This window comes from Brumimicrobium mesophilum (assembly GCF_003025005.1).
In the GTDB taxonomy this organism is placed as follows: domain Bacteria; phylum Bacteroidota; class Bacteroidia; order Flavobacteriales_D; family Crocinitomicaceae; genus Brumimicrobium; species Brumimicrobium mesophilum.
Window position 1 is genome coordinate 94,368 of sequence record NZ_PVSS01000008.1, and the last position, 14,995, is coordinate 109,362.

General features: G+C 33.1%; 14 protein-coding genes. 5 read left to right on the plus strand and 9 right to left on the minus strand.

What is annotated here, in order from left to right; translation table 11 throughout:
* Window positions 1–121 precede the first annotated feature (121 nt).
* The 6 genes from rseP to C6368_RS09855 form a co-directional block, all read right to left on the minus strand.
* Window positions 122–1,453: an RIP metalloprotease RseP gene (gene rseP, locus C6368_RS09830; RefSeq protein WP_317045980.1), complete on the minus strand. Its 1,332-nt coding sequence runs from the start codon at window positions 1,451–1,453 to the stop codon at window positions 122–124.
* Window positions 1,454–1,530: 77 nt separating this feature from the next.
* On the minus strand, window positions 1,531–2,211 hold the full coding sequence (locus C6368_RS09835; protein WP_107039030.1) for a hypothetical protein: 681 nt from the start codon (window positions 2,209–2,211) through the stop codon (window positions 1,531–1,533).
* A complete protein-coding gene (locus C6368_RS09840; protein WP_107039031.1) occupies window positions 2,204–3,907 on the minus strand; it encodes a DUF349 domain-containing protein in 1,704 nt (567 codons plus the stop codon). Before C6368_RS09840 ends, C6368_RS09835 begins: the two co-directional genes overlap by 8 nt.
* 11 nt (window positions 3,908–3,918) lie before the next feature.
* A complete protein-coding gene (locus tag C6368_RS09845) occupies window positions 3,919–4,848 on the minus strand; it encodes a PfkB family carbohydrate kinase (RefSeq protein ID WP_199851619.1) in 930 nt (309 codons plus the stop codon).
* A 100-nt stretch (window positions 4,849–4,948) separates the two neighbouring features.
* Complete coding sequence (locus C6368_RS09850) at window positions 4,949–5,665, minus strand: hypothetical protein (protein ID WP_107039033.1); 717 nt, start codon at window positions 5,663–5,665, stop codon at window positions 4,949–4,951.
* Between the two features lie 110 nt (window positions 5,666–5,775).
* On the minus strand, window positions 5,776–6,228 hold the full coding sequence (locus C6368_RS09855; RefSeq protein WP_107039034.1) for a hypothetical protein: 453 nt from the start codon (window positions 6,226–6,228) through the stop codon (window positions 5,776–5,778).
* Between the two features lie 582 nt (window positions 6,229–6,810).
* On the opposite strand from C6368_RS09855, the gene C6368_RS09860 reads away from it, so the two are divergent.
* The gene (locus C6368_RS09860; RefSeq protein WP_107039035.1) at window positions 6,811–9,474 is read left to right on the plus strand and encodes an AsmA-like C-terminal region-containing protein; all 2,664 of its coding nucleotides are present in this window, start codon (window positions 6,811–6,813) and stop codon (window positions 9,472–9,474) included.
* A gap of 168 nt (window positions 9,475–9,642) precedes the next feature.
* On the opposite strand, the gene C6368_RS09865 is transcribed toward C6368_RS09860, so the two are convergent.
* Window positions 9,643–10,734 carry a transporter substrate-binding domain-containing protein gene (locus C6368_RS09865; protein WP_107039036.1) on the minus strand — a complete coding sequence of 364 codons (1,092 nt, stop codon included), beginning with the start codon at window positions 10,732–10,734 and terminating at the stop codon, window positions 9,643–9,645.
* Window positions 10,735–10,911: 177 nt separating this feature from the next.
* Here C6368_RS09865 and C6368_RS09870 point away from each other — a divergent pair, with 177 nt between their 5' ends.
* From C6368_RS09870 to C6368_RS09885, 4 genes are all read left to right on the plus strand, one after another.
* Window positions 10,912–11,487 carry a hypothetical protein gene (locus tag C6368_RS09870; RefSeq protein ID WP_107039037.1) on the plus strand — a complete coding sequence of 192 codons (576 nt, stop codon included), beginning with the start codon at window positions 10,912–10,914 and terminating at the stop codon, window positions 11,485–11,487.
* Between the two features lie 106 nt (window positions 11,488–11,593).
* On the plus strand, window positions 11,594–11,947 hold the full coding sequence (locus C6368_RS09875; protein ID WP_107039038.1) for a hypothetical protein: 354 nt from the start codon (window positions 11,594–11,596) through the stop codon (window positions 11,945–11,947).
* A gap of 456 nt (window positions 11,948–12,403) precedes the next feature.
* Window positions 12,404–12,931, plus strand: coding sequence for an AAA family ATPase (locus C6368_RS09880; RefSeq protein WP_159038536.1), 528 nt, complete (start codon window positions 12,404–12,406; stop codon window positions 12,929–12,931).
* A 75-nt stretch (window positions 12,932–13,006) separates the two neighbouring features.
* Entirely contained in the window at window positions 13,007–13,291 is a 285-nt protein-coding gene (locus C6368_RS09885; protein ID WP_107039040.1) for a hypothetical protein, read from the plus strand.
* Between the two features lie 227 nt (window positions 13,292–13,518).
* On the opposite strand, the gene C6368_RS09890 is transcribed toward C6368_RS09885, so the two are convergent.
* Window positions 13,519–13,851, minus strand: a complete 333-nt coding sequence (locus tag C6368_RS09890) for a MerR family transcriptional regulator (protein WP_394336210.1) — start codon at window positions 13,849–13,851, stop codon at window positions 13,519–13,521.
* Window positions 13,852–14,022: 171 nt separating this feature from the next.
* On the minus strand, window positions 14,023–14,994 hold the full coding sequence (locus C6368_RS09895) for a M23 family metallopeptidase (protein WP_107039042.1): 972 nt from the start codon (window positions 14,992–14,994) through the stop codon (window positions 14,023–14,025).
* Window position 14,995: the final 1 nt, after the last annotated feature.

The following is a 14,995-nucleotide window of genomic DNA, read 5'->3' on the forward strand; positions in this document are numbered from 1 at the left end:
ACAACTAAATTGTGAGAAAATTAAAAAGTGAATCAAATAAAAGTAACGCTTATGACCAAAAAAAATGGAGACACGCAATAAATCACGCACCTCCATTTTAAAAATCATTTATTATAAAAAGCTATTGGAAAATTGCTTTGTAAGCATCATTTCCGTTGGCATAAAGGAAAATAGTAATTAATAAAATAAACCCTATCAATTGCGCGTATTCTAACACCTTTTGCGGCGCTTCTTTTCCCGTAATCATTTCATACAACAAGAACACGATATGTCCACCATCTAAAGCTGGAATTGGCAGAATATTCATAATTGCTAAAACGAGAGAGATAAACGCAGTATTTGTCCAAAAAATTCTCCAATCCCAAGTAGGGGGAAAAAGATTTCCAATTGCTCCAAATCCTCCAACACTCGTTGCACCTCTTTCAGTAAAAATAAGGGGTAATTGCGCAGCATAATCATACATTGTCCAACCTGCTCTATCAAATCCTCGAGAAATTGATTCTCCAAAAGTATAATCCGTATGCGTAGTTTTTAACCATTCTGGAAATTGAGGTAAAAATCCGATTGTTTTATTTTTATCGGTATAAACATCTAAATCTAAATACTCACCATTTCTGTAGAGTCCAACTGTAGCCAAAGTAGAATCTCCTTCTTGCTTTGCCAATTGTGCTTGTAAATCGTGGAAAAATGGAGTTGCAACACCATTTATACTTACAATACTGTCTCCTTTTGTCAATCCTTTTTTGAAAGCGTCTCTGTTTTGCATAACAGAATCGACGATAGTTGGCATTCTTGGATTAAAAGCCATAACAGCATCATTTGCCCACATCCAATCATTAATATCTTCATCTAGAACAATGATTTTCTTTTCTCCAGAAGGTTTTTTCACTTCGATTTCTCTGTAACCCCTCAAGAAAATTTGCAAGTTAACGAGTTGAGCATTCTCAACTTTCTCACCATCAACTGCTGTAATGATATCACCATCTTCAAACCCTAAATTCAACTCAGCAAAGTTTTTGTTTACTGCGATTCCATATTTTAAAGCATCATTCTCTAAGGCATCATCGCCCCAAGCAGAAACTACCATTGTGTAAATGAAGAATCCTACTATTACGTTTACCACAACACCAGCAACCATTACAATTAAGCGTTGCCATGCCGGTTTTGAACGAAATTCATCCTCTTTCGGAGGAAGTGCCATTTGATCTTTGTCCATAGACTCGTCAATCATTCCGGCAATTTTCACATATCCACCCAAAGGCAACCAACCGATTCCCCATTCTGTATCACCAATTTTCTTCTTCAATAAAGAAAACCAAGGGTCAAAGAAAAGATAGAATTTTTCAACACGAATTTTAAAAGCACGAGCGGCCAAATAATGTCCGAACTCATGAACTGTAACTAATATTGCTAGTGAAAGTAGTAGTTGAGCGGCTTTAATCCAAAAATCCATAATCTTAGTAAAATTTTAAAATGCAAAGGTGATGATTAGTAATTGATAATTTAGTATTGAAAAACTACAATTAACATTTATTGCTCTTCAAATCCTGAGAAATACACCTGAGTTTCATCAACGTTTATACGTAAAAGACGCATAAATTCTTCTTGTTTTTCTACGGGAATTGTATTGAGCTGAAAATCCAAAACTAAATCATTGTTATTGTATTCGAAGAACAATTGATCTTTCGTAATTGAAATTCTTTTTAAACCTTTAAAATAAATTGCAATCACTTCCCTATCCACGGAAACTATTGCTTTTTTCGTCATCCCTACTCGGTATTTCTTACCTATCATTCCACGTATTGTATTGATAATGGAATCGACAATAAAAATGAGGAAAATTAATGTAATAAAAATTGCATCTTTTGAAAAGATGATAAACACTGTACCGATTAAGAAAAAACCGACAATTTCAATACTATTGTTTAAAAGAACACTCTGTTTTCTTTCATTGCTGATTACAGAGTTAAATTGAAATCGATCTACTTGATTTACAATTTTAATTCCTGACCATTTTCTAGAAGATCTTGATGCTCCCAGTAAGAAAATCAGACCTGCGGCAATCCCGAAAACCAGTTCTTTATATTCGAACTGGTCTCCGTGAATTTTAAGGCCAAAAATACCAAAGACTTCATTCAGCCCCACTGCAAATGCGAACGGTAAAGTCAGCAAGGAGATGATGAAAATCCATGTATTGTAAATTTTATTCATTAGGAATCATTTTAAGCTTTGCTTTAAGCGCTAACAACTTATCTTGCTCTGCTTTGATGTTGTTTTCTACTTGGTCTTTTAATGCATTTGCTCCTTTGGAGTTAGCAAAGAATCCAAGATTATTTTCAAACTGAATAATTTCTTGTTGAATTGTACTTATTTCAGCGCGAATTGTTTGCTTTTCTTTCTCAAACAATTCAGCTGCATTTCCACTTCCTCGTAGCGTTTTAATACGCGCTTCAAACATCACTTTTTCTTTCTCTTCACCTTTCATATCAAGAGAATCATAATGTTTATCGATAGCCGCTTTATAAGCTTTAAAGATTCCGTCTTTTTCTTTTGTTGGAACAAATCCAATCGCTGAAAAACGTTCAGAAAACGCATGTAAAGATGCAATCGCTTCGTCTTTATCTTTAGACAATTCGAAAGTTGAAATTTCTTCAACTAAATCTTGTTTAGCTTTTAGGTTGTCATCGAAAGCTTTATCTTTTTCATCGAAATGAGCTTGTTTAGCATCAAAGAAATAATCACAAGCGGCACGGAATTCTTTCCACAAACTTTGTTCGTTCTTTTGACCTGCGCTACCTGCTTTCTTCCATTGTTTTTGAAGTTCAATGATTGATTTAGTTGTTGGACCCCAATCTGCATTGTCTTTTAAAGTATTTACTTTTTCGATTAACTTCTTTTTACCTTCAGCAATCTTATCATATTCTTGCTGAATATCCTTATAGAATTCGCTTTTGATAGAGAAGAATTGGTCACATAATCCGCGGAATGTTTTCCATACTTCATCGTTCTCTTTTTTAGGACCAAATCCAATTGTTTTCCATTCTTTCTGAAGACTAAGAATTTCTTTAGTTTGATTCGACCAATCTTTAACTGATTCACGGCTTTGAGCTAAAACAGCTTCAGTTTTTTGAATCAGTTCATTTTTCAATCCAATATTCGCTTGCATTTTCTCACGTCTATCGTCGTAAAATGAGCGAATACGGTCATAAATTTTGTTGATTGTAGAATAATATTCATCTTTCAGCTCATCCCAGTGCTCTTGTTTGGTTGGACCAACGTCTTCCCATTCATTTTGCAAACTTTTGATTTTCGCTTCAACATCTTTAATTTTCTCAACTTTGCTCAGCTCTTTAATCTGCGCCAAAAGCAATTTCTTAGCTTCATAGTTCTTTTTGAAATCATAATCTTTGATTTCCTTATAGATATTCATGTTGTAGAAAAACTGCTCTAACAAACGGCTGTATTCTTGTTGAATATCATTTCTTTTTTCACGAGGAATATCTCCAATATTTTTCCATTTCTCGTTAATTTCCTTGTGCGCAGAAAAAGCAGCTCCAATATTCTCTTCATCTGTAATTACAGCTTGTAATTGAGAAATTAGTGCTCGTTTTTTCTTCAGATTTTCATCTTCTTCACCGCGTTTTGCTTCAATAATAGCTTTGCGCTTTTCTTTATATGGAGAAAAGATTTCATAAAACTCCTCTTTGAGTGGATTCATCCATTCCTCTTGAGTAAACTCTTCATTTCTATCTTTCGCCTCTAATTCAGCAATTTGAAATTGTCTCGTTGCTTCAATTAAATAATCTTCGAATTGCGTACGCAGTTCATTTACTTCTCTTCCCGTTTTTAAGACATTCTCTTTTTCGGTTAGTTCTTTAAGCGCATCAATAAATTCTCTCTTCTCCATAATAGTATGCTTTATACAGCTTGAACCATGTCAAAATTTGTCAATTGAACAAATTCTTGAATACGGTCTTCGATTTCACTTTTCGATAAATTTTCTAATCTTTCAGTTCCAAATTTCTCCACGCAGAAAGATGCCATTGCAGAACCTGCAATAATTCCTCTTTTCATATTTTCGAAAGAAATATCATCAGTTGACGCTAAATACCCCATAAATCCACCTGCGAAAGTATCTCCTGCTCCTGTTGGATCAAAAACATCTTCTAATGGCAATGCTGGTGCAAAAAACACCTTCGTTTCATGGAACAATAAAGCTCCGTGCTCACCTTTTTTAATCACTAGAAACTTAGGTCCCATTTCACGAATTTTCTTCGCTGCTTTAACCAATGAATATTCACCAGAAAGTTGTCTTGCTTCCTCGTCATTGATGATTAACATATCTATCTCTTTGATTGCTTTTACCAAATCTTCCATAGCGATATCCATCCAGAAATTCATGGTATCCATAGCTACTAATTTTGGTCGCTTCTCCATTCTATTGATTACTTTCAACTGAACTTCTGGACTTAAATTTCCTAACATTAGGTATTCACATCCTTGGTAAGACGCTGGGATAATTGGATCAAAATGTTCTAAAACATTTAGTTCAGTTACTAAAGTGTCTCTTGAATTCATGTCATTGTGGTACTTTCCAGACCAAAAGAAAGATTTCTCTCCTTCGATAATTTGAAGACCTTCCAAATTAACACCTTTAGTGCTTAATTTATCAAGCATTTCTTGTGGGAAATCTTCTCCAACAACAGAAACGATATTTTGATTTTTCATGAAATAAGAAGAAGAAAAAGCAATGTAAGTTCCTGCTCCCCCTATAATTCTATCTGTTTTACCAAAAGGTGTTTCAATAGCATCAAATGCGACACTTCCAACTGTTACTAAACTCATAATCTATAATTTTGATGCAAATATATTGTTAATAATATAGATACGCCATTTAGTAAGGTGCTTTCGTCATTTTTTTATAAACAAAATAGATAAATAGTTAAATCTAGAGACCTTTCCAGACTTCGTAGGCAATTTTTTTGGCAATTAAAATATCCGTTTCAATATCAAATTCGGAATCTATAAAAACAGAAAACGAAATATTACCAAAAAGAACATCTAGTGATTTCAAATTATGATTGTAATAGGCCTGATTTCCTATTCCTTCAATTGCCGTAAACTTACGACTTTCACCGCTATTAACGATTGTCAAACCAGCACTTTCCACTTGAATATCAGCACTTTTATTTATTTCAATATTTGAAGAAACTTGATGAGAATTGTAAAAATCACTTTTGGCAGATTTGAAATTGGCGTATTCTCTAAAAAGCCCAATTTTCAGATAGTTATTTGCAGATTTTAATTTTTTCAAGTCAAAAACATCTACTTTCTTGGATAAACCATCCTCTCTGCTCGTTCCATTTATCGCATAAGCCATCATCATTTTTGAGCGATGGTCTTGAATTTCATCATGATTAGTTTTTTCCCATTCAAATCCACAAACAGATAAAGAATTGTCATTCGTAATGATCTCTTCAACATAATCCAATTTAGCACTTGAAACACCAAAGTGACAGACAATCATACTTCTATGAATGTGCTCCATCGGGTTAATTGGAAAATCCATTTCTTTCACATACGTGGAGTCATCAATACTTCCATTTTTATCACACGATGACAAAATAAAAAGAGATGCTATTATAAAAATTAGAGAATACTTCATGGTTTTTGATTTAGATTTAATTCAAAATTAGGCCTTTTAGAATAATTATTAGCAAGGGTTTTCCCTATATCTGGTATATAGATTCATTTTAAATTGTATTAACTAAGGAATCATAATTTCCCCAAGACCTCATTAGCTATCTTTTTGGCTATCTTGATATTTGCAACAAGATCCAATTCTGTGTCCATAGTTATGGCAAAAGAAAAGGTCCCAAATCGTACATCTAATGATTTTGCTAAATGATCAATATATGCAGCATCACCTATCCCATCAACTTTGGTGAATTTTAAGTTATCTGCTATTCCACTCGTTAATTTTCTTCCTATTTCTATAGCCTTTTCATCTAGTTCTTCTTCCTTGGATTTTTTATCAATTTCCTTTTGCAATAATTTCAAATCAGCCTCTGAAGGTACTTTATGGGAATTATTAAAATCATTAACAGCTCTTACTATGTTTTCGTATTCAATAATATGTCCACCTTTCACTAAATTCATTGGAGACTCTAATGAAGTAATATCGGACAAGGTTAATTCCTCTTCAGCATTTTTATTTAATCCTTGCATTGTATAATGCCATCATTAAATCTGAACGCTTAGTTTGCAATTATTCGAAATTGTCCTTTTTCCAAGAGTACCCACATTGGGTATACTTGTAATTTGGATTATTTGTACCATCTTTCATTTCCACCTCCTCACTTGTCACATCAAAATATTTGAGAAGCATTTCTTTGGATAATATATCACATGGTTTTATAGGAAAGTCAATGCTTTTAAATGATTCTACATTTGGTTCATTTGAGCTTTAATATCATTTCAAAATTCTGAATTACAAGAGGTTAAACCTAAAATAGAAGCAAAAATTAATACAGTTAAATTTTTCATAATTATTGTTTTTTCAATTATTATCGAAGATCGACCATTAAAAAACATTAGAGTTTTTCCTAGAATCAGGATTGAGTACAGAGATTTTGAGTAAGGGGTAGTAAGTTTGGGAATGGCAGATTCACAAAACACAGTCAATTTCTTCTCCTCATTGCGCAAAACTCAATACTCGATACTGTATTCCGTAATCTTTTAAAACTTTCACCGTTAATAAGTAAAGCTCAAGCGATACGAAATGTATAGATAAGCTGTTATTTTTGTTTTATGGACTGGAAAAAAGCATTAAAAATATTCAAATGGGTTGCGGGAATCATAATTTCCCTCATGATTTTGATTAGTGCATTACTTTTGGTTTTTAAAGATGACATAAAATCATATGCATTAAAGGAGGCCAATAAATATCTAAATAAACGTGTTCATATTGGTTATATTGACATTGGAATTTGGAAGAGTTTTCCTGATTTAACCCTTTCATTTGATGATGTGTTAGTGCATAGTAAATTCGATTCTATCCAAACTGGAGACACTGCAATCTTCGCAAAAAAATTTGATTTACGCCTGAACCCTTTAGATATTCTTGGAGGTAATTATGACGTACATCGCATTGACATTGACAACGCAGTTCTAAATCTAAAAATTCTAGAAAATGGCAGCGTAAATTACGATTTTTTAAAACCCAGTGGAGATACTACCGTAACTCCTTTTGAGTTTAATTTAGAAAAAATCAATCTAACATCTACAGATTTCACTTATGACAACAAGTCTACACAACAATACTATGCTGCTTATTTCAACACCTTAGAATTTAACGGTTCATTCACAGAGAAACAGTTTATTTTGGGCGCGAAAACGGATTTCGATGTAAAAACAATTCAATCAAAATCAGTAAAATTATTGGAAAATAAGAAGACCAAATGTGATATATCTATTCAAATGGATCAAATCAATGATGTGTTTGAAATAATCTCAGCTGATCTTTCAATAAATGATCTTCCTTTTTTAGTTAAGGGAAAAGTGAGTAATGACAGTATGGATTTCTATGTTGGAGCTAAAAATCTTGACCTGGCTGATGTGGCAAAAAACTTTTCTTTTCAGGAATTAGATGTGGTGGACCAAATAAATGGAAAAGGAAAAGTCAATTTTGAATTATTCATTAAAGGTTCAAATGAAAAAACCTCTTCTCCAGCAATTGACGCTAATTTTGATGTAAAAAACGGTAGTTTATCAGATCAAGGATTTTCATTATCTAACATTAATTTAAAAGGAAAGTATACGAATGGAATAATCGCTGGGAAAGAGCAACTCTCACTTTCCACTTTAAAATTCCGCACTTTAAATGAAAACTTTTCAGGGAATTTATTGATTTCAGATTTTGACAAACCCCGCTTAACGGGTAAAGCGAATGGTTTATTAGACTTAAAGGCAATTCATCGTTTGTTTGGCCCATTTTCCATGCAAGAATTATCTGGCACAATAGGCTTGAATGGAGATTTTGATTTAAGAATGAATCAACCTAAAACAAATCAAAAAGACATTACAATTTATGATTTGAGAATTTCATTGGCTTTACAAAATATTACTGCCCAATTCATAGATGATCAAAGAAAACTGAGCATTAAAAATGGTGATATTACCATAAGAAATCAATTTGCAGGAATTACAGATTTAGCAATTTCTCTAGGGAATTCAGCACTCGTTTTAGATGGTCAATTTAATCATTTAGCAGATTATTTTAAAGGCGCTGGAAACTTATCTGTTGATGCTAGTGTGAGCAGTAACGCTTTGTATTTGGACGATCTTTCAACAACAAATGAGCAAGAAATAAGTAAAACTAAAGCCTGGTTATTGCCTGATGATATTGTTGGAAAATTGATTCTTTCCTTAAATAAAGTAGAATATAGCGGTCACCAATACACCAATATAAGAGGGAGAATGGATTTTGGAAAAAGACAATTGACATTTCCTATGGTTGAAGGAATAAGTGCCACAGCAAAGATTAATGGACGATTAAAAATTACCGAAGTTCGTCCAATGTACTTAGTGGTTGAAACTACCTTAAATTCGGATGCTGTAAATTTCAAACCTTTGTTTGCAGAATGGAATAATTTTGACCAAACTGTTATTACATCCGACAACATCAAAGGAAGAGCTTCAATTCTATTAAATTTTAAAGGGCCATTTGATTTATATGAAGAAAATATTGAAAAAGAAAAATTTGATGTCACCGCTCGAATTAAAATAACAGATGGTGCATTGGTTAATGTTCTAGCGTTTAAAGAAATCACAAAGAGTTTAAAATCATCTGGCGGAACTTTAGTTATTCCTCGATCAAGAATTGATGAATTTGAAAGAAGGTTATTGAACTTAAAATTCGATTCTTTTGAAAATGAATTTACCGTAAAAAATGGTGTCATTACGATTCCAAAAATGTCGATAAATTCGAATGCTTTAGATGTTAATCTTTCCGGAACACACTCCTTCGAAAACGACATAGATTATTCTCTTGATTTTAGATTTCGAGAAATTAAAGGAACGAAATCATCGGAGTTTGGCGACATTGTAGATGACGGAACTGGATTGAGGGTTTTCCTTCGCATGTTTGGAACAATAGACTACCCTAAATTTGCTTGGGACAAAGAAGCGAAAAAGGCGGTAACAGAACAAAATGTCGATCAAGCAAAAGATGATCTAAAAAGTGCTTTAAAATCTGGATTTGGAATCAATAAAAAAGACACTTCAATTCACAGAATAAAAGACAAGGAAAAGCTTGAAGAAAAAGTAATTATGGACTTCGGAAAAGAAGGTGAAGAAGATGAATTTTCTCCAGAAAACAAGAAGAAGAAAAAGAGCGCTTTGCAGAAGAAAATTGATGCTTGGAAAAAAGAAAATGAAAAGGAAAAAGAAGAAACTATTTTTGAAATCGACTAAACAATTACGGATTACGAATTAGGGAATTACGAAATGGCACCATGGGTGAATCAGTCAATTCACCAATTTTGTATAGGTCTGTCATTGTAAATTCCAAGTTAAATGAACACAGCACATTTAAATTATTATCACAAATTTTCAATTCGTAATTCGTAATTAATCCATTGATTATTCTTCCAAATACTCTCCAACAATACCAGCAACATCTTGTTCTTCCGCTAATTCCAAAAGCAACCTATTGACATCATAAACAAGTTTGGAATCCATTGAAAAAGCGAAACCATAACCTTGTTTGTAATATTCAGCTTGTGCAATATGAAATTTATCTTTTTGATTTTCTGCCAAATAAAACAATAACTGAGGTCTGTCATAAACTACCGCATCGACTTCTTTTTTTCTCAGCATTTCCATTGCTTCTTCTAATGAATTAACACCAATCGGTTTTACTTTATTCTCTTTTAAGAACCCAACAGAAGGAGAATTTCCAATTGTTGCGGCTTCTTTTCCTGATAATTCCTCAATGTTTGTAACGACAGAAGTCCCCATTGAGCTTAGGGTTAAGGTACTTGCTATTCCAGCCACCATAGAAGTTGCAAAAATTATGGAGATCACCATCCACGAACCGGCAATTATTCTCCCCATCAAAGTGATTGGGGCTTTATCGCCATAACCAACTGTGGTCATCGTAACTATCGCCATCCACATGCCATTTCCAATTCCATTTACGGGATCTTTAGGAAACTGATCCGGTGACTCTTTTCGTTCGGCTAACCAAAATAAAGTTCCAACAATCGACAAAATAAATACGAACACAAAAACAGCATACAGTAAGTTCAGACTAAAAAATGGTTTTATCTTATCCCATAAATTTAGTTTTCCTTGACGAGAAACAATAGCTAAACTAGAATTGTAAAAAGGTTGAGAAAAACGCCAATATTCTATTCTTTCAGAAGTAATACTTATTGGACCAACAATAACATCTAAACCTTCATTTTCCAAAGCATGAATCGCTTCATCAACAGTATTGAAAAATTTATAGATATAAATCCAGTCCTTTTTCTCGGCTAAGCTCTCCCAAATATCAATTGCGATTCCCTTTTCATTGCTGCCTTGAGGGTAAACAAATGGTTGACTTCCTGCAACTCCAACCAGCAAAGTGTCAGGCACTGAAAAATCTGCAGTAGTTTGTGCATTTGAAAATGAAGGAAATATTAAAAATGAAAAAATAACTAATATAAAACAATAATATTTATTGGTCATAAAATGATGAATTTGAAAGAGTAAAACACTAATATAATTAATTACGAATTAAAAACATAGAATTCATATTCTGATCAGTTCTCCCCCCGTAATTATTAATTATTTCATTAAAAATATATATTAAACCATTCGAAATTATTCATATATTTGATAAACCATTCTAAAACTACTATTCTCATGAGAAACATCCTAATTCTTTTGCTTTTAACGTTTCTATTATCTTCGTGCCTCTTTCATTTTGTTACAGATAATTATTACAGTTATTTAACTCCTATTGAACAAGCCAGAATTAAACATCTTTCAGCATTTGAAGATGCTAAAGCTGGAAATGTATATAAAATAACTGGAAATCAATTGATGGAAGAATTAAAAAATCATGAAAAATCTATGGTTTATTCCTTTGCAAACAGTTGCCCTTCACATTCTATAAATCATTTATATGAAGAAAAGAAATATGCAGAAGAAAATGGGCTAAAATTATTTCTAATCATGAGCAATTATAGTAATATGGCTCAAACCATAAACAAGAAGTTAGGTTTACCTCTTTATTCAATTAATAATGAAGCTTACGGCATAGAAAAAAGTAGAAAATATTACAAAAAATTCAGAGAAGAAATTGGCTTTTATGAATACCAAGAATCTTTGGATGGAATGTGGCCGGGGAGCTATCTTTTCTATGAAGGAGATAAACTTGTTGATGGTAAAAACTACTTAACTGAAGAACAGGAAAAGGCTGCGAAAGCTAATAAATAAGCTTTTTTTTAACTAAAACAGCATTAAAACTTGACAAAAAACACATTTAAACATGAGGAACTTTATTCTATTCTTTTCTTCCTTTCTTATTTTCACTTCCTGTATAATGATTGAATTTGTAAATGATAACTATTACACTCATTTATCCCCAAAACAACAATCAAAGATTAAGAAATTAGATGATTTTAACTCAGCAAAAACGGGAAATATTTATGAAATTTCGGGGAAACAATTATTGAAAGAATTAGAAAAAAATGAAAAGTCATTGGTTTATGTTTTTAAGAATGGATGCAAAAGCGATGCATGTTACCCACTATCACAAATAAGAGATTATGCAAACGAAAATGATTTGAATTTGTACATGGTTATGACTTCATATCACAGTTTAAATAACTCTCTCGATCAAAAAGTTGGAATTCCACTTTATTCGATAAATGCAGATGCTTATGGCGAGACCTAGCCCAGAAAATACCTTAAGAAATTTGAAGAGGAAATTGGATGTGATCAATTTCTAGATTTGATGAATGAAAAATGGATAGGCAGCTACTACTTCTTTGAAAAAGATCAAATCAAAGAAATCAAAAAGTACTTATTTGATGAAGAAACAAATTAGTAATTCGTAAATGATTATTTGTAATTAACTATTTTCGATGTGGAAATAGTAAATGAAGTAATCCAAAGCTTAATCGCAACATCTGCATCGGAGTGGGCAGGTGTATAGGAACTTTCTATTTGACATTCATCGCTCGAAAAAACAGATTTGGTTGGTTTTTCATAAGGGCTAGAACCTCAATTTACATATAACTTTGTTATGAAGCTGATCTTTTTATTGAATCTGGGTTCCATTATATGGTTTATACCATAATTGCTATTTTTGCTTTTTTCTCTTGATATAAAATGTATAAAGCTCAAAAAATTGAAAATCACATTCACAGGACCTGAAAGTTCGGGTAAATCAACAATTTCCAAAGCTGTTGCGGAACATTTGGATGCGCAATGGTTCCCTGAACATGCTCGCGAATATTTGCTCAAAAAGAACGGTAAGTATGAGTTTGGTCATATTGAGCAAATTGCAATCAACCAAGAAATAATCCGAAATGCCAATGCAGAAAGCGGCTTGAAGATTTACGACACGGAGAATATTGTACTTTACATTTGGTCAACTTTCAAATACAATAAATGTGATGAGAGCGTTCAAAAATTAATGGAAAACCAACGTTTTTCACATTACTTTTTATGCAGTCCAGAAGACATTCCTTGGGAGGATGATCCACTTAGAGAAAACCCAAATCAGAGAGAAGAACTGTTTGAATTGTATTTAGCTGAATTGAAAAAACTCAATGCCGATTTCACAATTTTAAAGGGGAATTTTGAAGAACGAAAGGAAAAAGCCATTTCCATTATTGAAGAATTGAGTTTATCCAAAGGTGGTTTCTGCGTTTGATTAACAATTGGACTAAACTGACGAAATTCATATAATAATTTATGGTTTGAACTTCTTTTCATCTATCTTTGTATCATGAAAAAATGGCTTCCAATTATATTACTTTTAGTTGCTTTTGTTTTTTTCTTTACAGGAGATGTAGAAGCACAATGTTCGCAATGTAAATTACTAGCGGAGCAAAGTGGCGATTCTATTGACGACAGTATTCTTGACAACAATAATGGAAACAACATGAATTCCGCGATTTTGTATATCATGGCTTCTCCATATATTCTACTCGCTGTTTTGGCTTTTTTATTTCGTAAGAAAATCAAAGCATTGTTTACAGGAAAGTTTGGGAAGGGCAATGTAAATGGTTAATTTTTATCCGAAAAGTGATTGGATGGCCAAGGTTTAACGTGGATTGGGTTGGAATCTCTTCTGCGAAGTGATTGTGGTTGTTTTATTTCAGAGGAAATGGAAATTTTCACAGAGGGACGCGGAGGACATCTTCGGTGTTGAAGTCGCAGAGATGGGAAAAGCAATAGCTAATGGTTAGCGTGTGTGGAATCCCTTCTATCGTTAAAGGACAAGGTAACAGCCGCATTCTATCTCAAAGCCTTCAACTTCTCTTTAATCCCTTCCAGTTTTTTAATCAACTCCTCCTTATCAAAATCCGGTTGTGTAATCTCAATATCGCCACCTTTCAATGCTTTTTTTGCACCTTCGAGGGTATGACCATCAACTTTAACCAATTGATAAATATTCTGAATTTCTAAAATACTCTTTGGAGAGAATAAGCGGTTACCTTTCTTGTTCTTTTTAGGCTTGATAGAAGGGAATTCTTTTTCCCAAAAGCGAATCAATGAAGTATTCACATCAAACATTTGTGCAACCTCACCAATAGAATAATATAACTTTGTTAATTCTGACGCTTTAATCATAACTTGAATTCGTTAGGGCTAAATTAATGAAAATAAAGCAATCTAATGAGAAAGCTTAGTGAGTAATCTACAACTTTAGAAAAATAATTAAAGAAGTGCGTTTGCAAGAAGGTTCGGAAATTGTTATTTCAATGAATATCGGAACGTAATTGATAATTCGTAATTAATTTAGTCCATCGATTTTAAAGCATTCTTCGAAATCTCAACAATTTTCTCGTACTGTTCAGGTGTTAAATCTGAGTGGAAATAATCAATTGGGTTCATTTTATGCCCATCTTTTTCCACTTCATAATGCAAGTGAGCACCAGTAGACTTCCCTGTATTTCCAACTAATCCGATAAGATCGCCACGATTAACTTTATCTCCTTCTTTAACAAGGAATGAACTTAAATGTGCATATCTCGTTTTGTATCCAAATCCATGATTAATCACAATTTCTCTACCATAGCCCCAACTGTTTACACGAGTTTCTTCAACAACCCCTTTTCCCGTAGCGTAAACATCGGTTCCAGTTTCAGCCGAGAAATCTGTTCCCCAATGCATTTTTCTTGTTCCATAAACAGGGTCAATACGCCATCCATAACCAGAAGCCATTTTCTTTAGCTCTTTGTTGTTCACGGGTTGAATCGCTGGAAGTGAAGCCAACCTATTCTCTCGTTCCTTTGCCAAGGAAATCAACTCTTTAAACGACAAACTTTGAGCATGTAGTTTTCTTTCAACCTCATCTAACTTAGAAATAGATGAGATAAGCAATTCACTGTTGGACATTTTTTTGTACGAATCGTATGCATCACTACCTCCAACACCCATTAACCGTAATTCTTCTGGAAATTCATTTGCCCCTAAGGCTGTTCTGTATAAATCTTCATCACGTTTTTTAATAACCTCTGTTACGCGATCAACTAATTCTAATCTTTCTTGAATGTTTTTAAACTCTCCCTTTAATTCATTTAACTCTTTATTGAGTGCTTTTTCTTTTGGAGAATCGATACGGTAAGCAATAAAAAAAGCAAAGATTAAACTCAATACAACGGTTGGAGCAATAAATATTATTCCACGTAAAATACGTTCGCCTGTGGAGCGCTTCACTTTTTCGTAAGAAAGTGTTTTGGGGTTATATCTGAACTTTGTCTTTGACATT